The 26,833-nt window shown below is 51.8% G+C and carries 22 protein-coding genes and 1 tRNA gene; 20 read left to right on the top strand and 3 right to left on the bottom strand.

The genetic code is table 11. The features are described 5' to 3' along the window. Positions 1-2 precede the first annotated feature (2 nt). From H8S75_RS10765 to H8S75_RS10720, 10 genes are all read left to right on the top strand, one after another. Positions 3-1,781, top strand: coding sequence for an ABC transporter ATP-binding protein (locus H8S75_RS10765; protein ID WP_187021475.1), 1,779 nt, complete (start codon positions 3-5; stop codon positions 1,779-1,781). Further along, entirely contained in the window at positions 1,778-3,679 is a 1,902-nt protein-coding gene (locus H8S75_RS10760) for an ABC transporter ATP-binding protein (protein ID WP_187021473.1), read from the top strand. Before H8S75_RS10765 ends, H8S75_RS10760 begins: the two co-directional genes overlap by 4 nt. 119 nt (positions 3,680-3,798) lie before the next feature. Beyond that, positions 3,799-5,859, top strand: a complete 2,061-nt coding sequence (locus H8S75_RS10755; protein WP_187021470.1) for a methyl-accepting chemotaxis protein — start codon at positions 3,799-3,801, stop codon at positions 5,857-5,859. Positions 5,860-6,021: 162 nt separating this feature from the next. Further along, positions 6,022-6,092: transfer RNA gene (locus H8S75_RS10750), tRNA-Trp, on the top strand. 192 nt (positions 6,093-6,284) lie between these two features. After that, a complete protein-coding gene (locus tag H8S75_RS10745; protein WP_002600454.1) occupies positions 6,285-6,626 on the top strand; it encodes a hypothetical protein in 342 nt (113 codons plus the stop codon). Positions 6,627-6,722: 96 nt separating this feature from the next. Then, the gene (locus tag H8S75_RS10740; RefSeq protein ID WP_187021468.1) at positions 6,723-7,244 is read left to right on the top strand and encodes a metallophosphoesterase; all 522 of its coding nucleotides are present in this window, start codon (positions 6,723-6,725) and stop codon (positions 7,242-7,244) included. Between the two features lie 327 nt (positions 7,245-7,571). Then, positions 7,572-7,814 (top strand): HPr family phosphocarrier protein, encoded by a 243-nt coding sequence (locus H8S75_RS10735; RefSeq protein WP_002600452.1) that lies wholly within the window; start codon positions 7,572-7,574, stop codon positions 7,812-7,814. Between the two features lie 44 nt (positions 7,815-7,858). After that, positions 7,859-8,011: a hypothetical protein gene (locus tag H8S75_RS10730; RefSeq protein ID WP_187021466.1), complete on the top strand. Its 153-nt coding sequence runs from the start codon at positions 7,859-7,861 to the stop codon at positions 8,009-8,011. Beyond that, positions 7,987-10,365, top strand: a complete 2,379-nt coding sequence (locus H8S75_RS10725) for an ATP-dependent DNA helicase (protein ID WP_187021464.1) — start codon at positions 7,987-7,989, stop codon at positions 10,363-10,365. Before H8S75_RS10730 ends, H8S75_RS10725 begins: the two co-directional genes overlap by 25 nt. Further along, positions 10,362-10,871 carry a GNAT family N-acetyltransferase gene (locus H8S75_RS10720; protein WP_187021462.1) on the top strand — a complete coding sequence of 170 codons (510 nt, stop codon included), beginning with the start codon at positions 10,362-10,364 and terminating at the stop codon, positions 10,869-10,871. Before H8S75_RS10725 ends, H8S75_RS10720 begins: the two co-directional genes overlap by 4 nt. A 61-nt stretch (positions 10,872-10,932) precedes the next feature. On the opposite strand, the gene H8S75_RS10715 is transcribed toward H8S75_RS10720, so the two are convergent. Then, positions 10,933-11,808, bottom strand: coding sequence for a LysR family transcriptional regulator (locus H8S75_RS10715; RefSeq protein ID WP_002600449.1), 876 nt, complete (start codon positions 11,806-11,808; stop codon positions 10,933-10,935). A gap of 136 nt (positions 11,809-11,944) precedes the next feature. Between H8S75_RS10715 and H8S75_RS10710 the strand changes: the two genes are divergently transcribed. Then, the gene (locus tag H8S75_RS10710) at positions 11,945-12,541 is read left to right on the top strand and encodes a sigma-70 domain-containing protein (RefSeq protein WP_187021460.1); all 597 of its coding nucleotides are present in this window, start codon (positions 11,945-11,947) and stop codon (positions 12,539-12,541) included. Beyond that, a complete protein-coding gene (locus H8S75_RS10705; protein ID WP_187021458.1) occupies positions 12,538-13,152 on the top strand; it encodes a histidine phosphatase family protein in 615 nt (204 codons plus the stop codon). The genes H8S75_RS10710 and H8S75_RS10705 overlap by 4 nt, the downstream gene beginning before the upstream one ends. Positions 13,153-13,167: 15 nt before the next feature. On the opposite strand, the gene H8S75_RS10700 is transcribed toward H8S75_RS10705, so the two are convergent. Both H8S75_RS10700 and H8S75_RS10695 read right to left on the bottom strand, forming a co-directional pair. Next, entirely contained in the window at positions 13,168-13,341 is a 174-nt protein-coding gene (locus H8S75_RS10700; protein ID WP_187021456.1) for a hypothetical protein, read from the bottom strand. Further along, positions 13,338-13,949 carry a hypothetical protein gene (locus H8S75_RS10695; RefSeq protein WP_187021454.1) on the bottom strand — a complete coding sequence of 204 codons (612 nt, stop codon included), beginning with the start codon at positions 13,947-13,949 and terminating at the stop codon, positions 13,338-13,340. Before H8S75_RS10695 ends, H8S75_RS10700 begins: the two co-directional genes overlap by 4 nt. Before the next feature lie 154 nt (positions 13,950-14,103). Here H8S75_RS10695 and H8S75_RS10690 point away from each other — a divergent pair, with 154 nt between their 5' ends. The 8 genes from H8S75_RS10690 to H8S75_RS10655 all read left to right on the top strand — a co-directional run bounded on the left by H8S75_RS10690 (position 14,104) and on the right by H8S75_RS10655 (position 26,793). Beyond that, complete coding sequence (locus tag H8S75_RS10690) at positions 14,104-14,355, top strand: hypothetical protein (protein WP_002600444.1); 252 nt, start codon at positions 14,104-14,106, stop codon at positions 14,353-14,355. 184 nt (positions 14,356-14,539) lie between these two features. Further along, on the top strand, positions 14,540-15,796 hold the full coding sequence (locus tag H8S75_RS10685; protein WP_002600443.1) for a 6-phosphofructokinase: 1,257 nt from the start codon (positions 14,540-14,542) through the stop codon (positions 15,794-15,796). A gap of 84 nt (positions 15,797-15,880) precedes the next feature. After that, a complete protein-coding gene (locus H8S75_RS10680; RefSeq protein WP_349768904.1) occupies positions 15,881-16,432 on the top strand; it encodes a DUF2628 domain-containing protein in 552 nt (183 codons plus the stop codon). Between the two features lie 162 nt (positions 16,433-16,594). Then, positions 16,595-20,380 carry a phosphoribosylformylglycinamidine synthase gene (locus H8S75_RS10675; RefSeq protein ID WP_187021452.1) on the top strand — a complete coding sequence of 1,262 codons (3,786 nt, stop codon included), beginning with the start codon at positions 16,595-16,597 and terminating at the stop codon, positions 20,378-20,380. Positions 20,381-20,529: 149 nt separating this feature from the next. Further along, complete coding sequence (locus tag H8S75_RS10670; protein WP_187021450.1) at positions 20,530-21,954, top strand: sulfatase family protein; 1,425 nt, start codon at positions 20,530-20,532, stop codon at positions 21,952-21,954. A gap of 4 nt (positions 21,955-21,958) precedes the next feature. Next, entirely contained in the window at positions 21,959-23,794 is a 1,836-nt protein-coding gene (locus H8S75_RS10665) for a sensor histidine kinase (protein ID WP_187021448.1), read from the top strand. Continuing rightward, positions 23,772-25,316: a response regulator transcription factor gene (locus H8S75_RS10660; RefSeq protein ID WP_187021446.1), complete on the top strand. Its 1,545-nt coding sequence runs from the start codon at positions 23,772-23,774 to the stop codon at positions 25,314-25,316. Before H8S75_RS10665 ends, H8S75_RS10660 begins: the two co-directional genes overlap by 23 nt. Next, on the top strand, positions 25,291-26,793 hold the full coding sequence (locus H8S75_RS10655) for a sulfatase (RefSeq protein WP_187021444.1): 1,503 nt from the start codon (positions 25,291-25,293) through the stop codon (positions 26,791-26,793). Before H8S75_RS10660 ends, H8S75_RS10655 begins: the two co-directional genes overlap by 26 nt. Positions 26,794-26,833 lie beyond the last annotated feature (40 nt).

Genomic DNA, 26,833 nt, shown 5'->3' with positions numbered 1-26,833 from the left:
CTATGATAAAAACACTGCTTAAGCAGGTGAAACAGTATAAAAAGGAGTCGCTGCTGACTCCGCTGTTTACCGCGCTGGAGGTGCTGATGGAGGTGCTGATCCCGTTTATAACGGCTTCCATCATAGATAAGGGAATCGAACAGGGGAACATCGGCCAGGTGTATTTCTACGGAGGGCTGATGCTCATTATGGCATTTTTAAGCCTTCTGTCCGGTGTTCTGGCGGGGAAATATGCGGCAGCGGCCTCGTCGGGATTTGCCTGTAATTTGAGAGACGGAATGTATGAAAACATCCAGAGATTTTCATTTTCAAACATCGACAAGTACAGTACAGCCGGCCTGGTTACCCGAATGACGACCGACGTCACTAATGTACAGAACTCTTACCAGATGATACTGAGGATTGCGGTGAGGGCGCCGTTAATGCTGGTATGCAGCATGGCCATGTGCTTCTTAATCAATGTAAGACTGAGCCTGATTTTCCTGGCGGCCATTGTGGTTCTGGCGGCTGCGCTGGGGCTGATCATGACCAGGACGACAAAAATCTTTGACGAAGTGTTCCGCAAATACGACGACTTAAACGCCAGTGTGCAGGAAAATGTATCCGCCATCCGCGTGGTCAAGGCGTTTGTGAGGGAAGAACATGAAAATAACAAATTCACAAGGGCCGCAGAAAATCTATACCGCCTGTTTGTGAAGGCGGAGGGCCTTCTGGCTCTCAACAACCCGGTGATAATGCTGGTGGTCTACGGCTGTATCATCTCCCTGTCCTGGTTCGGCGCGAAGTTCATCGTCGTGGGCGGACTGACGACAGGAGAGCTGACCTCCATGTTCAGCTACGTTATGAGCGTTCTGATGTCCCTGATGATGCTGTCCATGATCTTCGTCATGGTGACAATGAGTGCGGCCAGCGGAAGGCGTATCGCTCAGGTGCTGGATGAGAAGGCGGATTTGACGAACCCGGAGAATCCCCTTATGAGCATTCCTGACGGAAGTATTTCCTTCAGCCACGTGAGCTTTTCCTATAAGCACGGAAGCGGGGAAGAGACACTTCATGACATCGACTTACAGATCAGGCCGGGTGAGACCATCGGTATCATCGGCGGTACCGGAAGCGGAAAAACCAGTCTGGTGAACTTAATCAGCCGTCTCTATGATGTGGACAAAGGCGTCGTCCGCGTAGGCGGAAATGATGTCCGCTGCTACGATATGGAAGTGCTGAGAGACCAGGTGGCTGTCGTACTGCAGAAAAATGTCCTGTTTTCGGGAACGATTCTCGACAACCTGCGCTGGGGCAGGGAGGACGCCACCTGGGATGAATGCAGGGAAGCGTGCCGCCAGGCGTGTGCAGACGAGTTTATCGAACAATTTCCGGATCAGTATGAAACCTGGATTGAACAGGGAGGCAATAACGTCTCCGGAGGGCAGAAACAGAGGCTCTGTATAGCGCGGGCGCTGTTAAAGAAACCGAAGATCCTGATTCTGGACGATTCTACCAGCGCGGTGGATACCGCTACGGACGCGAAGATCCGTAAGTCCTTCGTGCAGAAGATCCCCGGCACCACCAAGCTGGTGATCGCCCAGAGAATCTCCAGTGTGCAGGATGCGGACCGGATTCTGGTGCTGGATGACGGCCGGATCAGCGGATTCGACACCCATGAGAATCTGTTGAAGACAAATGAGATTTACTGTGAAATCTATGAGACGCAGATGAAGGGCGGCGGGGACTTTGACCAGCCTTTGACTGCGGCAGAGACCGGAAAGGATGGTGTGAGAGTATGACAGAAGAGAGAACGGGGACGAAGGGCCAAAAGAGAGATACAAAAATGCTGTGCCATGTCATGAAACGGATCCTGTGCTATATGCTGAAAAATTATAAATTTTCGTTTTTTATGGTGGTAGTCTGTATTCTGGGTGCGGCCCTGGCCACACTTCGCGGCACGCTGTTTATGCAGAGCCTGATCGATGACTACATTGTGCCCCTTACGAGTGCCCGGACACCGGATTTTTCATCACTGGCAGCCGCCCTGGGGTCACTGGCAGTCACCTACGGGCTGGGCGTTGTGTGTGCCTATGCCTACAACCGGATTATGGTCAATGTGAGCCAGGGAACCATGAAAAAGCTGAGGGTGGAGCTGTTTACCCACATGGAGTCACTGCCTGTGAAATACTTCGACACTCATGCACACGGCGACATTATGTCTGTCTATACCAATGATGTGGATACCTTAAGACAGCTGATCAGCCAGAGCATTCCGCAGGTGGTAAATTCAACCGTCACCATCGTGACAACGCTGGTCAGCATGATCGTGCTGGACATTCCGCTGACCGCGGTGACGCTTATCATGACGGGGCTCATGCTGTTTGCCACATCGAAGCTGGGCGGCAAATCAGCGGCTTATTTTATCCGGCAGCAGAAAGATCTGGGAAACGTCAACGGTTACATCGAGGAGATGATGGATGGGCAGAAGGTGGTCAAGGTGTTCTGCCATGAGGAGAAGAGCCTGGAGCAGTTCCGCCGGATCAATGAGGAACTGCGGGAGAGCGCCAATCTGGCCAACAAGTTTTCGAACATCATGATGCCTGTCAACGCGAACCTTGGAAATATCAGCTATGTGCTTTGTGCGGTCGTCGGCGCGGTCATGGCGCTGGGCGGCTATTGGGGGCTGACGCTGGGAACGCTGGTTTCATTTTTAACGCTCAATAAGAACTTTACGCAGCCTGTGACCCAGATCAGCCAGCAGATGAACAGCATCGCCATGGCCATGGCCGGAGCGGAGCGTATTTTCCGAATGCTGGACGAAGAGCCGGAGGAAGATCACGGCTATGTGGAACTGGTCAACTCGGATATGACGCCTGACGGCAGCATCACGGAAACAAAGGAGAGAACCGGCATGTGGGCGTGGAAGCACCCCCACAAGGAGGATGGGACCGTTACCTATACAAAACTGGAAGGCGATGTGACGTTCAACGATGTGGATTTTGGCTACGACGACAACAAGATCGTACTGCATGGCATCAGGCTTTACGCCACGCCAGGACAGAAGATCGCGTTTGTCGGAAGCACGGGAGCCGGAAAAACCACCATCACCAACTTAATCAACCGGTTCTATGACATTCAGGATGGAAAGATCCGCTATGACAACATCAATATCAATAAGATTAAGAAGCCGGATTTAAGGCGGTCCATGGGAATGGTCCTTCAGGATACCCATTTGTTTACCGGAACCGTTATCGATAACATCCGGTACGGACGTCTTGATGCGACGGATGAGGAGTGTATCGCGGCCGCGAAGCTGGCCAATGCCCATGGCTTTATTAAACGCCTTCCGGATGGCTATGATACCATGCTGACCGGAGATGGGGCGAACTTAAGCCAGGGCCAGCGGCAGCTTCTCTCCATTGCCAGGGCCGCGGTTGCAGACCCGCCTGTGCTGATTCTCGACGAGGCCACCTCCTCCATCGATACGCGCACCGAAACGCTGGTGCAGGAAGGCATGGACCGGCTCATGAGGGGGAGAACCACATTTGTGATCGCCCACAGGCTGTCTACCGTGCGCAATTCAGACTGCATCATGGTTCTGGAACAGGGCAGAGTTATCGAGCGGGGAACCCATGAGGAACTGATCGGGGAAAGGGGCCGGTACTACCAGCTGTATACCGGAAATGCGATCGGATAACCGGACTGGGCCGGTGCCTGGCACATCTGGGCCGTATCTGGCATATTGCCGGAACTTTTTTACAAATCGTTTGCCCGTTATACCTTTAAGTATTATAATGGTCAGTAAGGAGGGGCAAAATGATCGAAAATGTTGAAAAAGCAAAGAATCACGCGCCGGAAAAGACGGGGCGAAAGGAAAAACGGGCGACCATATCCGGAAAGATTAATAAGCGCCTGATCAGCATCCTGTTCCCGGCGCTGGCAGTTCTGATTTTTGTTACCTGCTATATCGCCGCACTGGCGGTTACCAACCTGAGCTATCAGGTGACCGAGGGCCAGACGAAGAATGCGGTGGACACGGTAGATGAGTTCTTTAACGGCAAGAAGAGCGCCGTGGGAATTTTAAGCTATAATGAAGAGCTTCGCCGGCTGCTGGAAGAGGCGCCGACCGCGGAGCAGATTGCCGGGGCGCCGGGGAAAGAGGCGGCGGTTACGCTGCTGGAGCGGGCCTACGACACCATGGTTTCTGACGGAGTACAGGCCGTATGGCTGGCCGGAATCGGCAACGACACGTATCTGATGCAGACCGGAGAGGCGTGGACCGCCGATCTGGCCGGTATCGACTGGGACGAACAGGTTCTGGAGACGATGGGGCCGGTTGTGACGGATCCGTTTCTCGATCCGGTTACCGGAAAGATGGTTATCTCCGTCGTGGCCCCGGTTCTCTCTCTGGATGACAGCAGTATCACCGGATACGTTGGATTTGACGTGTTCCAGGACCATTTTTCACAGCTGCTCCAGGATATCAGAATCGGAAAGGGCGGCACGCTGGAACTGGTTACCGGCGATGAGTCCCTGGTATACAGCTTCGATGCCAGCCTTATTAACAGGACGGTGGATGAGGTGGATAATCTGAGTCAGGAATATATAGACGGTATCCAGAACCAGTATACCGGCGCCATGACTTATACATATGAAGGTAAAAAGTATTACTCCATCTTTGCAAAGAGCGAAGCAACGGGATGGGCCACAGTCGGAAGCATACCGGTGGAGGAGATCAACGCCCCCAGAAATCAGCTGATCGCGGTCATGGTGGTGATCTCGGTTCTCATACTGATCGCAGTTATGGTCATAGTGATCAGGCTGGTAAGGAAACTTCTTTCTCCGCTTTACGACATTGCGGTCAAGGTGGAAGGCTTTTCCAGGGGAGATTTCAGCGTGGATCTGAAGAACGACAGCGACGATGAGATCGGCCTGCTGGCTGCCAGTGTGAGGGGGACCATCCAGTCTCTCAAGGACATGATCTCCAATGCGACAACGGTCCTCGCAGAACTCTCTGACGGAAACCTGCGCCTTACGGTAGACGGTGTCTATGAGGGAGAATTCGGGAAGATCAAGGAGGCGCTGGAGGAAATCGCTGCTTCCTTAAATGATACGCTGGGGCGGATCTACGAGAGTGCCGATCAGGTATCTGAAGGGGCAGCACAGCTATCCTTCGGAGCCCAGTCCCTCTCACTGGGAGCGGCCGAGCAGGCGGGAGCCATCGAGAATCTGGCTGCGGCCATTCATGAGGTCTCCAACCAGGTGGATCATAATGCGGGGAATGCGAAGGCGGCCAGCGATAAGTCGAAGGAACTGGGCGGTGAGATTCTGGAGCAGAACCAGCAGATGAAGAAGCTGATTGCGGCCATGGACGAGATCAGGAAGAATTCCGGAGAGATCGGGGAGATCATCAGGGTTATTGAAGACATCGCGTTTCAGACGAATCTGCTGGCGCTGAACGCGGCCGTGGAAGCGGCAAGGGCCGGTGACGCGGGCAGAGGCTTTGCCGTAGTAGCGGAGGAGATCCGCAGTCTGGCCGGAAAGAGCGCCGAGGCGTCGAAGAGCACTGCGGCGCTGATCGAAAAGTCGGTCAGATCCGTGAAGCACGGGGCAGGGATCGCGGACACGGCGGCCCAGGCACTGGAAACCGTGGCCCAGGAATCCGTGAAGATGACCGATACGGTCGACCGGATATCGAAGGCATCGGCGGAACAGTCCCGCTCCATTACCGAGATTACCAGGAACATCACTCAGATTGCCTCCGTGGTGCAGACCAATTCGGCGACAGCGGAGGAGAGCGCAGCGGCCAGCGAGGAATTGTCGAGTCAGGCGCAGCTGCTGAAGGACTATGTCTCCAGGTTTCAGCTGGATAAATAAGCTTTGAGATTCAGCCTTAACACGGGGGACTGCCGCCGGCAGTCCCCCGTTTCTGGATAAACTTTCGAATTTTTGTATTTTTTATAAAAAACTGTTGCAATTTAAAAACAGGTATGCTATACTCTCATAGTGTTCAGATGAAACATGAATGAAACAAGCCATAGGGGAATAGTTCAATGGTAGAGCAACGGTCTCCAAAACCGTAAATGGGGGTTCGAGCCCCTCTTCCCCTGCTCAGTAAAAAGTGTGAATGGATAAGAAAAAGCTGGAAAGTCCTTGATCAGTAAGGAGTTCCGGCTTTTCTTTTTTTGCGGAGTAAGAGTGGCATACGCATTCTTTATGCTTCCCTTTGAATACCGGATGTGTTATAATCTTAAAAAGAATATATGTTCGGGCTGAAGACCACTTTATGATGAGGTGCCTATATGAAAAAAGCGATACTATACAAGATCAGTTATTTGGTTGAAGTGGATGAAGAAGAGGTCAGCGACCACAAGGGAAAAGAGAAGTTCTGGAAGCTGGCGTGGGGCAAACTGCCGGAGCAGGAGATTGTGCTGGATGATCAGCATAAGGCGGAATGGCAGTCAACCAGCACGATTTATCTGGATCCGCTGACGATGAACTGCGGCCAGTGCGCGAAGTGTCATGGCTGGACCACGGACCGGGAGAAGCCTGATCCGATCCGGGGATTGTCGAACGGAGCGACGGTGAACGGCGAGCTGCTCTGTGACGAGTGCCTGCCGGAACATCACCCATGGGCTTTTTGAGACTGTGAAGCGCCCGAAATCGGTTGCTGTTAATCCCCCTGGGGAATATAATATACTAAATGAATTCGTATTTGCACAAAACAGCCGGGAGGAACTATGGGAGATATCTATCTGATTTCTGACACACATTTTGGTGATTCGGGGGCCATCCTCAGATATGAGGGAAGACCCTTTCAGGATGGAAGAGAAATGAATGAACAGATGATCGAGAACTGGAACCGTGTGGCCGGAGCGGAGGACACGGTGTACCATCTTGGGGATTTTGCCTGCTACTTAAGCAGGGAAGAGATTAAGGAGATTGCGAACCGCTTAAACGGGAGAAAGATACTAATTGCCGGTAATCATGACCGGATGTTCACGACCAGGGACTGGCTGGACTTTGGCTTCGATGAGGTGTATTTTCTTCCTGCCGTGCTGGAGGATTTTTACATCCTGTCCCATGAGCCTGTGTATGTGAATATCAACAGCCCTTACGCCAATATCTTCGGTCATGTACATGGGAATCCCATGTACCAGGACGTATCCGCCAGGAGCTTCTGCGCCTGTGTGGAGCGGATTGGTTACGCGCCTGTCCCCTTCGAATCGGTGAAGCAGGCGATTCGGGATCAAAACAGGTAGAGGAGTGTTTTTTACCGGCATGTCCCTGTAATGCGGACAGTTGTGCGGGGAGGCACGAACCCTCTGGTCGTTTTATATGAAAATAATAGGGTATTTCTGTAAAAATAGATGACGTTCAAAGTTATAAATGAGAATCATTCCCGACATTAGTATTTGGTGATTGCAAAAGTGCATAGTGGTAAATCACAGACATCCTTCAAACAAAGCAAAATGCACAAGAAAAGGTGACATTTCTCTTCATGAAACGTAATTTGACAAATTGCGTCAGAAGTGATATAAATGTTTCAACAACTTTTTAACTGTTTATTTTGAGAAGGAGTCATGATTATGAAACAGTATAAGATTATGTTACCAGGCGTTGCCGAAGCAAAAGAGTTTGTTGCTGCTGCTACAAAATGTGATTTCGATATAGACGTATATTACAATAGAGTGACCATCGACGCAAAGTCTATATTAGGTGTGTTAAGCCTTGATTTAACGAAGGCTCTTACCGTGGAGTTCAACGGAGAGAATGTAGAATTCGAAACATACTTATTGGAAAAAGCACCGAGCAGGATTCATGCGGCATAAGCAGCAGAACACTCGACAAGCGACAGGAAAGGGAATTGTGATCCATGGGGACACAGTTCCCTTTTTCTGTCTGCTGGCAGCGATGCGGGGTGGGGCTGGCAGCAGCGGCAGTGGTTATGATGGCTGTCACAGGTTGGTTTAAGAACTTCGTTCAGGAAAGGAGGGTACCGGAATGGCTGACGGGGAAAAGAAAGTAATTAAAATATCGGTCCGTAACCTGGTGGAATTCGTGATGCGTTCCGGTGACCTGGACAACAGGCGGACTGCAGGGGCAGAGAAGACGGCCATGCAGGAGGGAAGCCGGATACACCGGAAGATCCAGCGGCGCATGGGGGCGGATTACCACGCGGAGGTGGTATTAAAGCATCTGGTGGAGGAAGAGCAGTTTGAGATCCTGGTGGAGGGCCGGGCCGACGGCATTATAGAGGCGCCATCGGGCGTCACCATCGACGAGATCAAGGGCGTCTACATGGATCTATATTATCTGAACGAACCCATCGAGGTCCACATGGCTCAGGCCATGTGCTACGGCTACTTCTACTGCTTCGATCATCAGCTGACCGGGGCCGTGATGCAGCTGACCTACTGCAATATCGAGACAGAAGAGATCAAGCGTTTCCAGTCGGAAAAAAGCTTTGAGGAGCTGGAAAACTGGTTTGCCGGACTGATCCACGAGTACGTGAAGTGGGCCGATTACTTATACCACCACGGCCTGCGGCGGGATGAGTCCATTAAGGATCTGGAATTTCCCTATCCTTACCGGAAGGGGCAGAAGGAGCTGGCAGTATCGGTCTACCGCAGCATTGCGCGTAAGAAGAATCTGTTTATTCAGGCGCCCACCGGTATCGGAAAGACGCTGTCCACCGTCTATCCGGCGTTAAAAGCCATCGGCGAGGGCCTTGGGGACAAGCTGTTTTATCTGACGGCGAAGACCATCACGCGCGGTGTGGCGGAGGAGACGTATGAGATCCTGCGGAAAGGCGGCCTGTACTTCAGCACAGTCACGATTACGGCAAAGGAGAAGCTCTGCTTCCTGGAGAAGCCGGAGTGCAATCCGGACGCCTGTCCCTATGCCAAAGGCCATTTCGACCGGGTGGGGGATGCGGTGTTTGACGTGATTCACCAGGAAGCGGGGATCACCAGGGAGACGGTCTTAAAGTATGCGGAGCAGCACCGGGTATGTCCTTTCGAATTCTGCCTCGATATCAGCAACTGGGTCGACGGTATCATCTGCGACTACAACTATGTATTTGACCCCAATATCAGGCTGAAACGGTATTTTTCCGAGGGAATATCGGGAGACTATCTGTTCCTTGTAGATGAGGCGCACAATCTCGTGCCCAGGGCGAGGGAGATGTACAGCGCGGTGGTGTATAAGGAGGACTTTCTTCTTATTAAAAAGATCGTGAAACCGAAGGACCAGAAGCTGGCCGGGCTTTTAGACCGGTGCAACAAGCAGCTGCTGGAGATGAAGCGGGAATGCGAGGGCTACACGATCCTGACGGATATCAAGCTGTTTATGACTGCCGTCATGTCGCTGTTCGGTGAGATGGAGAAATTCATGGACAGCTTTCCGGAATTCGAGGACCGTGATCTGGTGCTGGATTTTTACTTTGCGCTCCGGGATCTGCTGAACACCTATGACCGGGTGGATGAGAATTATCGGATCTATACGGAATTTTTATCGGATGGACGCTTTATGCTCCGGCTGTTCAATATGAATCCGGCGAAGAATTTGAAAGAGTGCCTGGATAAGGGTAACAGCACCGTGTTTTTTTCTGCCACATTGCTGCCTGTCCAGTATTACAAGGAGCTGCTGAGCGGGAATCAGGAGGAATACGCCGTGTACGCGGAATCCCCCTTCGACCGGGACAAACGGCTCCTGCTGGCGGCAAACGACGTCAGCAGCCGCTACACGAGAAGAAATGAGCGGGAATTCAAGAAGATCGTCGAGTATATCCGGAGGATTGTCTCGGCCCATGCGGGTAACTATATGGTATTTCTGCCGTCCTATCAGTATATGCGGGAGGTGGAACAGCTGCTTGCCGGGCTGGATGAGGGTGGGAAGGAGTTCGCATGGCTCGCCCAGTCGTCCCACATGACAGAACAGGAGCGGGAGGTTTTTCTGGAGGAGTTTAAAGAGGACAGGGAGGATTCCTTCGTGGGCCTGTGTGTGATGGGCGGCGTGTTTTCGGAGGGGATCGATTTAAAGGAAGGACGGCTCATCGGGGCGATTATCGTGGGGACGGGGCTTCCCATGGTGTGCACGGAGCAGGAGATACTTAAGGGATATTTCGATGAGAAGGAGCAGAAGGGCTTCGACTACGCGTATCAGTATCCCGGCATGAACAAGGTGATGCAGGCGGCCGGGCGGGTGATCCGAACCGTGTCCGATGAGGGCGTGATCGCCCTGCTGGATGACCGTTTTTTAAAACCGGACTATCAGGCACTGTTCCCCAGGGAATGGGATGGCTATTACGCCGTGAACTTAAACAGCGTGTCCGGGATTGTGACAGAATTCTGGGAAGAAAGGGAGAGACAAAGGCTATGATGAAACTGAGACTTCGGCCCTGCAAGAGGGAAGACGGCAGGGAAGTAATGAAATGGTTCTCCGATGAGAGGCAGATGCGCATGTGGTGCCGCGACGGATTTACCTTTCCGCTGACGGACGGGCAGATGGACGCCTATTACGCGGAGCTGGAGCGCGATTCCCGTGCATGGGGCTTTACGGCCCTGGATGAAGACGGGAAACCGGTCGGAAGCTTTAAGATGGCTGCGGCGGATTATGAGGCGGACAGCGTCCATATGGGATACATTGTCCTGGCGCCGGAGGTGAGAGGACGCGGCGTGGGGCAGCAGATGGTGTCCATGGCCGTAACGTACGCCGTGGAGCTTCTCGGTATGAAGCGGGTGACGCTCAAGGTATTCGACTGCAATCCAGGCGCGAAGCACTGCTACGAAAAGGTGGGATTCCGGGAAGAGGAGTATCGAAAGGAAGACTTTCCTTACCGGGAGGAGATGTGGGGGAATTCTCTGATGGCATACAACCGGCGCTGACCGGGCGGTCCCTGCCGAAGCGTGTGTGAAAATCACTTTCCGACACGCTCCGCCGGGGCGCTTACATCATGTCCATAAACTGTTTGGAAGCCTGGGAAACGGGAAGGCTTTCATTATAGGCGACGATCATCTGGCGTGCGGGCATCTTTTCCGTAAGCTTGACGATGAATAAGTCTTTGTCATTTTCCGGGATGCAGAAATCGGGTACAAAGGCGATTCCCAGGCCGATTCGTGCCAGATCGATCAGCAGATCGTTGCTGCTTAGCTCGATCTCCGGAACCAGGTCCAGCTGTTCCCGCTGGAACATATGGTGCAGGAATTCGCTGGTGGTGCTCTTCCTGTCCAGCATCAGGATGGGGTATGTCTGCAGCTTTTGCAGGCTGACCGTCTCGCCCTTCAGCGGGAAATACTCCTGATTGGCGACGAAGACGTCGTGAAATTCATTGATCACCCGGACGTTCTGTGAATTGGAGAGGCCCGAGTTAGGATAGTTGGTGATGATGAAATCAACCTGTCCGTTCTCCAGTAAGTGGGCGCACTCGATGGAGGTCTGGTTGGTGACTTTTATATGAACATTGGGGTAAGCCTTGTGGAAGCGGTTTAAGTACGGAATCAGGTAGTAACGGCAGATGGTATCGCTGGCGCCGATGCGCAGCTGGCCGCCGTTTAGGGTGTTGGCCTCCAGAAGCTGATTTTCCCCTTTTTGAATCAAATTGATGGCGGGTTCCACGTGTTTTAAGAGAATCTCGCCTTCCGGGGTAAGTTGGACTTTTTTTGTGCTCCGGATGAAGAGCGTCTGATTCAGCTTTTTCTCCAGCACTTTGATGGACTGGCTGACCGCCGACTGTGAAATAAACAGCTGTTTCGACGCTTCGGAGAAGCTCAGTGTGGCAGCAACATGGTAAAATACTTTATACAATTCATAATTAATATCCATTATTAGTCCTCCTTATAAATCTAAGGACATTCTATCACGAATGCGATGGATTTGTAAAGGAAATTGACAAAAATACCAGATTATGGTAACTTAGCGTTACCGTTACAACTTAGCAGTCAGAAGGAGAGTAAGATTTATGCATGACGATTTTTATCAGATGTACCTGGAAGAAATGAAAGCGATCACTCCCTGTACGCAGGAGGAGAACACGCAGCTGTTAAATGATGCCGCGGCCGGAGATGAGGGGGCGAGGAAGCGCCTCATCGAAGGGAATCTGGAAGCCGCCTTAACCTGTGCGAAAGCGTATGACGGAAAGGGAGTACTTTTGACGGACCTGGTCGCCGAGGCGAACATGGCGCTTACTATGGCCGTGACGGAATTCCTAACCAATCCGGGAGACGGTGATTTCGAGGGCTTTTTGACGGCGCGGATGAAGGAAGCACTTGATCTGGCTGTGGAGGAGGAAGAGTCCGCGGAGCAGACCGGAGAGGAACTGGCTGCCAGAGTCAACGTACTGCAGACTGTATCCCAGGCGCTTGCCAGGGAGCTGGGGCGTGAGGCTGCGGTGGAAGAGCTGGCGGATAAGATGAAGATGACTGTAGATGAAGTGAAGGACATCATGAAGATGGCCATGGATGCCATGAGCATGAATGCGGAAAACGCGGATCTGGAAGAACTGGCAGAAGTGGAAGGAATAGAAATTACCGAGGCTGCGGAGGATGAAGAGGAATGAAACTATATCTGATACGCCATGGACAGACGGACTGGAATATACAGGGAAAGATTCAGGGCAGTCACGACATACCCTTAAATGACACGGGAAGAGCCCAGGCGAAGCTTGTGGCGGAGGGGATGGACAGCCGGCCGGTGACAAAGATATTTTCCAGCACGCTGATGCGGGCGGTGGAGACGGCACGGATGATCGGCGACCGCCAGCAGGTGGAGACTTATCTGGTCCCGGGACTCATCGAGGTGGAATTCGGCAAATGGGAAGGCATGACCTGGGATGAGATAAAGGAACAGTATCCGGCAGAGTATGAGCGCTGGTCCATCAATCCGGTGGATGTGGCACCGCCCGGCGGTGAAACCCAGATGGAGACCATGGAACGGGTAGCAGGGGCCATAGAAGCCGTCATGGAGATGACAAACGGCCGGGAAGATATCGCGGTCGTGTCCCACGGTGCGACCATGGCTTATATTGTCGCCTATTTAATGAGAAACCATCCGGAAGAAGCGGAGATTATAGTAGATAACGCCAGCATTACTACCGTGAATTACAATCCCATCACGCAGGATTATATGCTGCTGGAGGTGAACGACACCACGCATCTCTGTAAGAGGTAGCGGCACTCTGTACGTTTACCAGGGCACGGAATGGGATAATTGGATAAAGAGTATTGCAAACAGCATGGGAATCACCGCATATCCGGGGCTTACCTGGCCTCTCTGCAGCAGGACGTAGAGAGAGCCTAAAAGGGTCAGCACGGTAAAGATCAGCGCGAGGGTTTTAAATGCTGTTTTTTTCATATTCATGGTGTGTTCCTTTCTTTTTCGGTTACGGGGAGTGTCTCACCGGAGAACTGGAGGGTGACGGCTTTGACTTCTTTATACTGTCTGCCAGCCAGCTTTTCCGGTTCCTCGTAGTCGTCTGTATTTGGAAAGATGACGGAATCGGAGTCAGTGTATGCCACAATACCGAGGGGGATTTTTTCATCTGTCCGGATGGGGGAAGACTCTGCCAGCCAGGAATCCGCAGTATTTTTATAATGGTTGGAACCGAGCATGACTTCGTACCGACCCTCCCCGCAGGAAAAGGTAATGGAGTCATCGGAAAACAGAATGGCGACGCGGTCTTCTTCCTGGCCGGACTGGCTGAAAACCGAGGAAGCGGCGGTTTCCCACTGCCCCTGTTCGTTCAGCGTTTCGACGGAAAAGAGAAGAGAAGAAATCCCGGGTTCCGTTTTATAATCATAGAATTTTACACTGCGTCCGGTCTCAATTAAGGCGACAGTCTGCTGTTCCTTTTCCGTCAGCTCAGCCTTCTGAATTGTCATGGCGCCGTCCTGTTTCCCGGAACATCCGGCTAACAGAAAAACAAGACTGAATGCCAGCGCAGTTCTTATGGATCGTTTTTTTTCCATAGAGATCTCCTTTTTTGTTTGTTTTTTCATTATATCATATTGGAACGGAGAAGTAATGAATATTTGTTATTTATGGAATAAGTTCCCACTTTTTTACATATACTAAAAAAGAATGATACAACCTATAACAGGAAAGAAAAGGAGCGTTTTCAATATGGCGAGAGGCGTAAGAAAATCACCGGTGGAAAAATTACAGGATCAGTTAAATGAGGTAAGAGAGAGCATCAAACAGTATGAAAACTGCCTCGTTACCTTAAAAGAAAAGGAAAAAGCATTAAACGAACAGATCGAACTGGAGGAGTTTAAAACAATCCGCGGCCTGCTCACAGAACAGGGAATCGGAATGGAAGAATTGAAAGAAATGCTGGAGTCGAATGTGACCGCAGTGGAAGAGCAGAGCGCGTAAAACGCCCTGCTTTTTTCTTTGCGTGAGGTCGAAAAATGGCTTGTATTCATTGTAAAACAATGAAAATTTGTGAATAAAATATCTACAGTTGACTTTTACAATTTCTCTATATTATGATAGGAACGTAGGAATTGTAAGTACTTACAAAAACAAAAAATAATCATGGTCATGGAGGATTGCGGAGATGAAAGAAGTAAGAGGAAATGTAATTGTCGGCCAGTCAGGCGGACCCACGGCGGTCATTAATTCCAGTCTTGCAGGTGTCTATAAGACAGCAAAGGACAGGGGAGCAAAAAAGGTTTTCGGGATGCTGCACGGTATTCAGGGACTGCTGGAAGAACGGTACGTGGATCTGTCGGAACACATCAAAAATGATCTGGATATTGAACTGTTAAAGAGAACTCCCTCCGCCTATTTAGGCTCCTGCCGTTACAAACTTCCGGAGATCTGTGAAGACCAGGAGATATATAAAAAGATCTTTTCCATTCTGGATAAACTGGAGGTGGAATACTTCTTCTATATCGGCGGCAATGACTCCATGGATACGATAAAAAAACTCTCCGATTACTCCATCTTAAACGGCAGCAGGATCCGGTTTATGGGCGTGCCGAAGACCATTGACAATGATTTAGCCGCGACGGACCATACGCCGGGATATGGCAGCGCCGCAAAATACATAGGTTCCATTACGAAGGAGGTAATCCGTGACGGCCTGGTGTACGACCAGCAGAACGTGACGCTTTTGGAAATCATGGGCCGCAACGCCGGCTGGCTCACAGGCGCGGCCGCCCTTGCCAAGTGTGAGGACTGCGAGGGGCCGGATATGATCTTTCTCCCTGAGATTCCCTTTGATGTGGAGAACTTCATGAAAAAGGTGGAAGAGCTGCACAAGCGGAAAAAATCCGTGGTGGTTGCGATTTCAGAGGGTGTGAAGATGGCGGATGGACGCTACGTCTGTGAGCTGACCGACACCATCGATTACGTGGATGCCTTTGGCCACAGGCAGCTGACCGGGACCGCACGTTATCTTGCCGAGAAGATTTCACGGGAAGTCGGATGCAAGACGAGGGCCATCGAGTTTAACTCCCTCCAGCGCTGCGCCTCCCATATCGTGTCACGGGTTGATATTACTGAGGCGTTCCAGGTGGGCGGCGCAGCCGTCAAAGCGGCGTTCGAAGGGGAGACAGGCAAGATGATTATCTTAAAGCGCGTATCGGACGATCCGTATATCTGTGTGACCGATATCTACGACGTCCATAAGGTGGCAAATGTGGAGAAAAAGGTGCCGAGGGAGTGGATCAATGAGGCGGGCGACTACGTGACCGAGGAGTTCGTAAGCTATATCAAGCCGCTCATTCAGGCGGAGCTGACGCCGATCATGGTAGATGGGCTGCCAAGGCATCTGTATTACACAGACGTGGAACAAAAACAGTCCAGGTAGTCTTGTCCATTTTCCACAAAGCATGCTATAATAAAACAGATTATGGAAAATGCCGTTTGAGTGATGCGGCGGACGTAAGGAGAGGTGAAGACAGAAGTGAATGGGGAACGCATGACCGACGTAAGGATCGGTGAGTATCTCGTCTCAGATATCATGACGTGTGTCGGAAAAAAGAGCGCCGTTTATCTGAGAAAGTTCGAGCAGGTTCATGAGAAAGGCTGTAGCTTTAACTGGTGTGCGGCGCTGTTTACCGCGTTATGGTTTGCCTACCGCAAAATGTGGAAGGCAGCGGCGGCTATTATGGGCTTCAATGTGATTTATACGATGGTGTTGTCCGTCCTGGAGAACACGATGCTGACGGCGGACAACGCGCTGGTGTTCATGAGTGCGGCGGCCGGTCTGTTTGTCTTATCCATGATCGTGTTCGGGCTGCTGGGCGACTGGCTCTACAGCCGCCATATAAACGCCATTCTCGATGAACAGGGATGCCGCGGAAGGCGTGCCGTCCAGAAGGATGCACTCATGGATTCCCTTCAGAAAGCCGGAGGGACCAGTATAAAAGGGATGGTCATTCTGTGGGCAGCGAGCCTGGTGCTGCAGTGGGCGATCACCTGGCTGATTTCTTTCCTTCTATAGACTGTATAAATATAAGATGCAATAATTAATACCATAAGATATATTAATTTTTCTAATTGATATATCTTGTGGTATTATTATATCAACGAGAAGTAAAGGGTGCAGTGCGTCCCGATGAAACATAAAGATTGGAACTTAATGATATTTTCCAAGGAGGAAATTATGAGCGTAAGAAGAGTGTATGTAGAGAAGAAACCGGCCTATGCCGTAAAGGCCCATGAGCTTAAGGAGGAGATTGCCAGCTATCTTGGGATAGAAACAGTGACGGATGTACGTGTTCTGGTTCGCTATGACATCGAGAATTTATCCGAGGAGACTTATAAGACAGCGCTTGAGACAATTTTTTCCGAGCCGCCGGTGGACGAGGTCTACGAGGAGACATTTCCGAGAAATGAAAATGACGTGGTGTTTGCAGTGGAGTACCTGCCGGGCCAGTTCGATCAGAGGGCCGATTCTGCGGAGCAGTGTGTGAAGCTTTTGAAGGAAGACGAGGAGCCGGTGATCAAATCGGCCACGACCTATGTGATTTCCGGAACCGTGACAGAGGCGGAAGCTGCGGATATCAAGTCCTTCTGCATCAATCCGGTGGATTCCAGAGAAACGGATGAGACAAAGCCGGAGACGCTTTTAACCGTGTTTGAGACACCGGCCGACGTTATCATATTCGACGGGTTCCAGAGCTCCCAGGAAGGCGCGTTAAAGGAGTTGTACGATTCCCTGAACCTTGCTATGACCTTTAAGGATTTTAAGCATATTCAGAACTATTTCAGGGACGAGGAGAAGAGAGACCCGTCCATGACGGAGATCCGCGTCCTGGATACGTACTGGTCCGATCACTGCCGCCATACCACATTCCAGACAGAACTGAAGGATGTGACATTTACAGAGGGCGATTACCGGGTTCCGATCGAAACGACGTACCAGAAGTACTTAGCCGACCGTGAGGTGGTGTTAAAGGGAAAGAGCGGCAAGTTCGTCTGTCTGATGGATCTGGCGCTGATGGCCATGAAGAAGCTGCGCATGGAGGGCAAACTGGATGATCTGGAAGTATCCGACGAGATCAACGCCTGCAGCATCGTGGTGCCTGTGGAAATCGATGGAAAAGAGGAGGAGTGGCTCGTCAATTTCAAGAATGAGACACACAACCATCCGACGGAGATCGAGCCGTTCGGCGGCGCTGCCACCTGTCTTGGCGGAGCTATCCGTGATCCGCTGTCCGGGCGTACGTATGTATACCAGGCTATGCGTGTGACAGGGGCTGCTGATCCGACAAAGCCGTTAAATGAGACGTTAAAGGGCAAGCTTCCTCAGAGAAAGATCGTGACCGGCGCGGCCAGCGGATACAGCTCCTACGGTAACCAGATCGGTCTTGCCACCGGATATGTAAAAGAAATTTACCATCCCAACTACGTGGCAAAGCGCATGGAGATCGGCGCCGTCATGGGTGCAGCTCCACGTAAAAATGTAATCCGCGAGACCTCTGATCCGGGTGATATCATCATTTTGCTGGGCGGACGTACCGGACGTGACGGCTGCGGCGGCGCTACCGGCTCCTCCAAGGTACATACGGAGGCGTCCATCGAGACCTGCGGCGCCGAGGTTCAGAAGGGAAATGCGCCTACCGAGCGAAAGATTCAGAGACTGTTCCGCCGTGCGGAAGTCAGCAGCATCATTAAGAAATGCAACGATTTCGGCGCAGGCGGAGTATCTGTTGCCATCGGCGAGCTTGCTGACGGCTTACAGATTGATTTAGACAAGGTTCCGAAGAAGTATGCCGGTCTGGATGGAACAGAGATCGCCATCTCCGAGAGCCAGGAGCGTATGGCTGTCGTCATCGATCCGAAGGACGTAGAGCAGTTTTTAGCCTACGCTGCGGAGGAGAACTTAGAGGCTATCGAGGTTGCCGTGGTGACCGAGGAGCCGCGTCTGGTGATGAACTGGAGAGGCAGAAATATCGTGGATATCAGCCGCGCGTTCCTGGATACGAACGGTGCTCATCAGGAGGCTTCCGTCGTTGTGGAGGTCCCGAACAGGGTAAGCGCTTCCAACTCCGGTTTGGCGGAAGGAAAGGAAGGCAGAGCGTTTGACAGGAAGGAGATTTCTGACGTCCGGGGTGAGTGGCTGTCAGTGCTTTCCGACTTAAATGTCTGCTCCCAGAAGGGGCTGGTAGAGATGTTCGACGGTTCCATCGGCGCGGGCAGCGTGTTCATGCCTTACGGCGGTAAATACCAGCTGACAGAGACGCAAGTAATGGTGGCGAAGCTTCCGGTACTTTCCGGAAAGACAGATACGGTGACGATGATGAGCTACGGCTTTGATCCGTATTTATCCAGCTGGAGCCCATATCACGGCGCTGTTTATGCGGTTGTTTCCTCTGTAGCCAAGATCGTGGCCGCAGGCGGTGATTATAAGAAGATCCGTTTTACCTTCCAGGAGTACTTCCGCCGGATGACGGAGGAGGCCTCCCGCTGGAGCCAGCCGTTCTCCGCTCTGCTTGGAGCATACGAGGCTCAGCTGGGCTTCGGACTTCCATCCATCGGCGGAAAGGACAGCATGTCCGGAACCTTTGGTGAGATTGACGTTCCGCCGACACTGGTATCCTTTGCCGTGGATATTGCCGATCAGAAGCACATCATCACTCCGGAGTTTAAGAAGGCAGGCAGTAAGATTGTTGTGTTCCATATAGAGAAAGACCAGTATGATCTGCCGGTTTATGAGCAGCTCATGGATGGGTATGAGAAGCTTTATCATGAGATTACTGCGGGCAGAGTCATTTCCGCGTATGCGGTGGAAGGCCATGGTTTGGCTGAATCCGTGGCAAAGATGGCGTTCGGCAACAAGCTGGGCGTTAAGATCGAGCACAATGTGGACCCGAGAGATTTCTTCGCTCCGGACTGGGGCTCCATCGTCTGCGAGGTTCCGGACGGTAAACTGGGTGAGTTGTCTATTTCCTACACAGTAATCGGCGAAGTTACGGACCGCGGAGTCCTGGAATACGGCAGCGCGGCCATCACCATGGACGAGGCGCAAAACGCATGGACAGAGACTCTGGAAAATGTGTTCCCGACCAGATCGGGTGTGGCAGATACGCCTGTGACGGAAGCGCTCTACGATACAAAGGACATCTATGTCTGCAGGAATAAGGTTGCAAAACCGAACGTATTTATTCCGGTATTCCCAGGTACCAACTGCGAGTACGACAGCCGAAAGGCATTTGAGCGGGCCGGTGCAAATGTGGTGACAAAGGTATTTAAGAATATGAGTGCCGATGACATCAGAGATTCCGTGGAAGCGTACAGAGAAGAGATTGCAAAAGCCCAGATCGTCATGTTCCCGGGCGGCTTCTCCGCTGGCGACGAGCCGGAGGGGTCCGCGAAATTCTTCGCAACCGTATTCCGCAACGCGGTGATCAGGGAAGAGATCGAAAAGCTGTTAAATGAGCGCGACGGCCTGATGTTAGGCATCTGCAACGGCTTCCAGGCGCTGATCAAGCTGGGGCTGGTGCCGGAAGGAACCATCACGGCGCAGAGAAATGATTCTCCGACTCTGGCTATGAACACCATCGGACGCCACATTTCCAAGATGGTTTATACCAAAGTAGTGACGAACAAGTCTCCGTGGTTACAGGGAGCCGAGCTTGGCGGCGTATACTGCAATCCGGCATCTCACGGCGAGGGCCGTTTTGTGGCCAATGATGATTGGATTAAAAAGCTGTTCGAGAACGGCCAGGTAGCGACGCAGTACGTGGACGAGAACGGGAATCCGACAATGGACGAGTTCTGGAACCCGAACGGTTCCTATATGGCGATCGAGGGCATCACAAGCCCGGATGGCAGAATTTTGGGCAAGATGGCTCACTCCGAGAGGCGGGGCGAGGCAGTTGCCATGAATATTTATGGGGAGCAGGATTTGAAGATATTCGAATCCGGTGTGAAGTATTTTAAATAAGAGAATAACAGGAATGGGAGCAGAAAAATGGCTGACAGCGATTTTTCTGCTCCTGTTTTGCTTTACATTTAAAAAACAATTCGCTATACTAAAGATAAATGTTCGACTTGCCGCAGCTATTACCACAAGTAATAGTAAGGAGAACAAAAATGAGTACAAAAAAACCAAATATTGTTTTTATATTATCTGACGATCAGGGAGCATGGGCCATGGGCTGCTCCGGCAATGAGGAGATTATCACACCGAACCTGGATAAGCTGGCAGCGGAAGGCATGCGTTTCGAGAACTTCTTCTGCGCATCGCCGGTATGCTCTCCGGCGCGGGCGTCACTTCTGACGGGGAGAATTCCGTCTCAGCACGGCGTTCACGACTGGATTCGCGACGATAATAAAAAGCAGGAGGATATAGAATATCTTGCAGGTCAGACTGCCTATACCGACATCCTGGCACAGGAAGGATACGTGTGCGGCCTGTCCGGCAAATGGCACCTGGGGAAGAGTTCTGTACCTCAAAAGAGTTTTACACACTGGTTTGCGCACAAATCTGGCGGAGGCCCTTATTATGGTGCTCCTTTTTACAGAGAGGGCCGTCTGGTCTATGAACCTGGTTATGTCACGGATGTCATCACGGATGATGCCATTTCTTTTCTGAAAGAGCATGCGGGAAAGCAGCCTTTCTATCTTCATGTGGGCTATACGGCGCCTCATGCGCCCTGGCTTAACAACCATCCGAAAGAATACACTGATTTATATGAGAATTGCCGTTTTTTGTCCTGTCCCATGGAGAAAGAGCATCCCGACAGTATTTATCTGACGAAGGAAGTCTTACAGGACTTGCGGGCGAATCAGATCGGATATTATGCCGCTGCTACCGCCATGGACTATAATATTGGACGAATCCTGGAGCAGCTTGATGAACTGGGGATCCGGGAAGAGACCCTGGTGATCTTTGGCAGCGATAATGGGTTCAGCTGCGGCCATCACGGCTTCTGGGGAAAGGGAAACGGTACCTTCCCAATTAATATGTACGAATCTTCCGTTAAGGTTCCGATGATTATGAGCCAGCCAGGGGGGATCGAGCCGGGGACGGTGAATTCCTCGCTTCTGTCTGCATATGACTTTATGCCGACACTGCTCGATTATGTTGGTATCGAGGGAAAAAGTGGGGAGAAGCTTCCGGGGAAAAGCTTCCTTCCGGCGCTGCTGGGGCAGGAATTTCATCAGGGAGAATCCATTGTGGTGATGGATGAGTACGGTCCCAACCGTATGATCCGCGGGACCAGATATAAGTTTATAAAACGGTATCCTTACGGCCCCAATGAGCTGTACGATCTGCAGGAGGATCCGGGAGAGCGGAGAAACCTGCTTCTGGCGGGGAACGAGAAGGATGAGGAGATCGGAAGAACGATGAATTACCAGCTGGAACAGTGGTTTATCAATTACGTCAATCCGGAAATCGACGGGGCTAAGGAGCCCGTGTTCGGCTCCGGCCAGATCGGCCTTGCCGGACTCTGGAGCAAGGGGGAGGTATCTCATAGCTGCGACGATTACATCAAAGAAAAGTTAAAAGAATGAGCGGGTGAGCGAGATAAAAAAGTATTGGGAGAAGTTTAAACAGGCGTTCGGGAAACTGAAGACTCAGTTGTATTTAGGATACGGCGTTACCTTTGCCGTCCTTTCCATCCTGATTATCAGCTTTCTGTTTCTGGGAGTAAAACAGCTGATGATGGATCAGATCGGCCAGAGCCGTCTGGATGTATTAAAACAGATTTCAGAGCGTTCCAACACCATAAAAAACAGCACCATCACCATATCCAATCTGTACCGGTATGATGAAGAGGTGCAGAGATGCTTAAATGAGAACGGACTCTCGGAGGAAGAGATGGAGCAGGCCGGACGCTACTTAGACGGGGTGAAGGAGAACTACGACAGGGTATTTCACGATGTGGGGGTGGCCTACGACGTGGTGATCCTGGGAGATAATGGATTCCGTTACGCCTCCAGAGGGCGGGACCACTACGATTTTGACCGGCTGGAGAGCCAGCTCTGGTATAAGCGGAGCTACGACGCGGAAAATGATATCGTGTTTATCAGCAGCTTCCGGGAGAAGTTTGATTTATCGAGCAGGGAAGAGCGGTACGTATTCGCAGCCTTTCGCCGGGTGGCCGGAACGGAAGGCGGGGAAACGGGAACGATTCTCGTCAATGTGGATGAAAAATATCTGGAAGACTTATACGGAACGGCCGAAGACCGGAGCAACCTCTATATTTTCGATAAGAAGGGCAACATTGTCTCCAGCCGGGAGAAATCCCTGCTTGGAAAGAACTTTATCGGAGTTGATAATTTCAGACGGCTTTACGGGGAGAATGAGTACCACATTATCAAAAAGCTGGGACAGGACTATCTGCTGTCCAACTATTATGATCCCCAGACCGGCTGGACGATTGTGGAAGAGATGCCGTGTGCCGTTATACTGCAGCCTTTAAACCAGGCGCTGGTGCTTCTCTTGGCGATTGTAAGCGGCTGTCTTCTGGCCGGGACGGGAGCGGCCTGCTATATGTCGGAACGGATATCGAAGCCGATCCTGAAGCTCTGCCGCCTGATGGACCGGGTGAAGCAGGGGGATTTTGATGTGATCAGCGACATCCGGGGATACGAGGAGGTCAATCAGCTGAAGGATAGCTTTAACGAGATGGCGGCTGAGATTAAGAAGCTTTTGGAGGACATTCGGGACAATGAGATGCAGAAGCGCAAGTCAGAGATGGATTTCTTAAGAGCGCAGATCAATCCGCATTTCCTCTATAATACGCTGTTTTCAATCCAGTGCATGATCGAACTGAAAAAGAATGACCAGGCAGTTCTGATGATGGCGGCCTTTACCGACCTTCTGAAGAAGACGCTGTCTGTGGACACGGATTTCATCACCCTGAAGGAGGAGTTTGAAAGCACGGAAAAATACCTGGTGCTGCAGCAGATCCGGTATGGGGACAAGATTCATTATGAGTGTGAGATGGGGGCGGAGACGGAGCGGTGCCTCGTTCCTGCGCTGATCATACAGCCGATTGTAGAGAATGCCATCTTTCATGGAATCGAGGCAAAGGAGGAGGCGGGGCTTATTATCGTGGAATCCGTTGTGTCGGAGGGAGCCCTGCTGATCACCGTCTCCGATGACGGCGTGGGGCTTGACGAGAAGGAGCTTGCCCGGATGACGGCGCAGTTTGGTGAACGGGAATACCAGTCCGGAAGATCCATCGGAATTCTCAATGTGTTAAACAGGATCAAGATTAATTTTGGAGAAGAGTACGGGCTAACGTTGGAAAGCGAGCCGGGAATCGGCACCTCGGTTACCATGAGGCTTCCCGTAGTGCTTAAGGAGATGCAAGGGGTAAATCATGAAAATACTGATAGTAGATGACGAGAGAATGATATGCGAGTGGCTTCAGTTCTGTATCGGGCAGAACCCAGAGTGCCAGCTGACCGGCTGCGCCCATAACGGAGAGCAGGCACTCGCCCTGTTTCAGGAAAATGAACCGGACGTGGTTTTTACGGATATCAAGATGCCGGTTATGGGAGGTCTTGAGCTTTTAAATCGGATTAAGGAGATTTCTCCGGAGACGGTTGTGGTCCTTTTGACCGCCTTTGCCGAATTCGATCTGGCCAGGGAGGCCATACGGCAGGGCGGAGACGACTACCTGCTTAAGACGGAGATGAACAACCAGTCGTTTAAGGAGGTTCTGGAACGGTTAAAAAAACGGGTGACTAAGCACGAGGTATCCAGAGGCGGGGCAGAGACGGAGAGCACCGGCCGCCAGCATTCCATTATCGGCGATATTTTACGGGAGGGAAGGACTCTGGGGGAAGAGGATGTAAAGAAACTTAAGGAATGCAATATCCGGTGGCGTGATGAGGGGCTGTTTGCCGTGGCTGTGTGGAAAAAAGAGGTGCTGGAGGAATTCATCCTTCCGGAGAATCCGGAGGTTCACCATGTGGTGGGATTCGAATACGACAGGCTTACGTACGTGATTGTGGGGAATCTGGAGCGGGACAGGACGGAACTGCAGAAAATCCAGCTGCTGCAAGAGTATGGGACAGCTATTGTACAGAAAAACCGTTGTATGGCGGGAATCAGCACGGTGACGGGCAGTCTGGCCCATGTGGCGGACGCGATTATCGAGGCAGCCTGCAGCTTAAGCCGCGGTTATTATATGGAAAAAGAGAAGGTCTGGCCGGCGGAGATGGCGGGAAGCGAGATTCGCAGCCTCGTGAAGCGCTGGGAGAGCGGATACCGGAAGACGCGGCGCGAGCTCTACGAGGTGTCCGGCCAGGAATTCTACCAGACCATGGAGGCGGTGCTGGACCATGCGAAGCAGGAGGGTGTATTTCCAGTCTGCATGTTTGCCGCTTTCTGCTGCGACGCCATGGAGATGGCCTATATGCGCTTTGCCGGCGAGGATGCAAAGCTGATGCACCACATGCTTCTGGAGGAGAAGCGGGCGGTAACCGAGTCTGTCAGCTATGCGGAAAGCTGTGGAAAGGTGAGGGAATTTATCCGGAACGCGCTGGCCTATCAGGAGATGGATGAGAGAAATCTGTCAAAGGGGGTGGCTGCAGCTGTGGACTACGTGAGACATCATTACAGCGAACCGATCAGCCTGGAGAGTGTGTCCAGGGAGGTTCATTTAAATACGGAGTATTTGTCGAGAATTTTTAAGGAGGAGACAGGCTGTACCTACAGCGCATTTCTCTCTGAGACAAGGCTTCAGAAGGCGGCTTATCTGCTGTCCCATACGCCGGAGCGCGTCCAGAAGATCGCGGAATCGGTGGGATATCCGAATGTCAGTTATTTCTCGACGACTTTTAAGAAACGCTACGGGGTCAATCCCTATGAATACAGGAGAGGAGAAGAAAAAGATGCGGGTAATCATGGTAATGTTTGATTCATTGAACCGGAATATGCTGAATCCTTATGGAGGGAACCTGGCGGCCACGCCCAACTTCAACAGGCTGGCGGAGCATTCCGTCACATTTGACAACTGCTACGCGGGGAGTCTTCCCTGTATGCCGGCCAGGCGGGAGCTTCACACGGGGCGGTATAATTTTCTGCACCGGAGCTGGGGGCCGCTGGAACCATTCGATGATTCCATGCCGGAGATTTTAAATCACAGCGGAATACATTCCCATATGGTGACGGACCATTACCACTATTTTGAGGATGGGGGCGCCACCTACCATACGAGATACCGGACGTGGGAAGGCTTTCGGGGGCAGGAGGGGGATGCCTGGAAGGGCGTTGTTTCCCCGGATCAGATTCCGGAAGGATACAGAAACCGTTGTGACGGGGTGGCAGATAACTGGGAACACAATTGGGTTCCACAGGATTTTGTCAACCGTTCTTATATGGAAACCGAGGAAAAACAGCCGCAGAGCCTGACGTTTGAAGCCGGATGCAGTTTTATCCGGACAAATCACGGGGCGGATCAGTGGTATTTACAGATTGAGACCTTCGACCCTCATGAGCCGTTTTTCTCCCAGGAAAAGTTTAAGAAGCTGTTTTCGGATCCCTATAACGGCGGCGTCTATGACTGGCCGGATTACCGGAAGGTGGATGAGCGGGACACGCCGGAAGAGATTCTTCACCTGAGGGCGGAATACGCGGCGCTGCTGACCATGTGTGACGAGAAGCTGGGAGAGGTGCTGGACCTGCTGGATGAGTACGGCATGTGGAAGGATACCATGGTTATTGTAAACACAGATCACGGATTTCTGCTGGCTGAGCACGGTCAGTGGGCCAAATGCCACTGCCCTTTCTATAATGAAGTGGCCAGAATTCCGCTGTTTATCTGGGATCCGGTGACGGGGGCCAGGGGAATTCACGCAGACAGCCTGGTTCAGACCATCGATCTGCCCGCGACGATTCTCGCTCAGTTCGGGCTCCGGCTGCCGGAGGACATGGAGGGAGTTCCGCTCCAGCCGGTGCTTGCAGACGGCGGGAAAGCGGTGAGAAAAGCGGCGCTGTACGGCATTTTCGGAGGGCAGATCAACTGTACCGACGGGAGATATGTCTATATGAGGAGTCCTGTGGATACAGATACCGGGATTTATCAGTACACGCTGATGCCGACCCGCCATGGCGGCCGCAGAGCGTTTATCGAAAACGGGGAACTGGAGAAGATGACGCTGTCAGGAGGTCTGTCCTTTACCAAGGGGCTTCCGGTCTTAAGAATTCCATATGAGAAGGAAACAGGCCAGGCGAAGTACGATACCATGCTGTTTGATCTGGAGAATGATCCCGGCCAGGAGAATCCGATACACGATGAGGAGGCAGAGCGGTATATGGCAGCGCTTATGGCGGAACGGATGAAGGAAAACGGCTGCCCGGAGGAAATTTTTATGAGATACGGCTTAAAAAAGTAAAACCTTGCATTTTATGGAAGGAATCTATATAATGGTCGTA

The sequence above is a fragment of the Hungatella hominis genome, assembly GCF_014288005.1.
Classification (GTDB): Bacteria; Bacillota; Clostridia; order Lachnospirales; family Lachnospiraceae; genus Hungatella; species Hungatella effluvii.
Note: the sequence above shows the minus strand (reverse complement) of the source record. Positions and strands in the feature narration are given on the sequence as shown.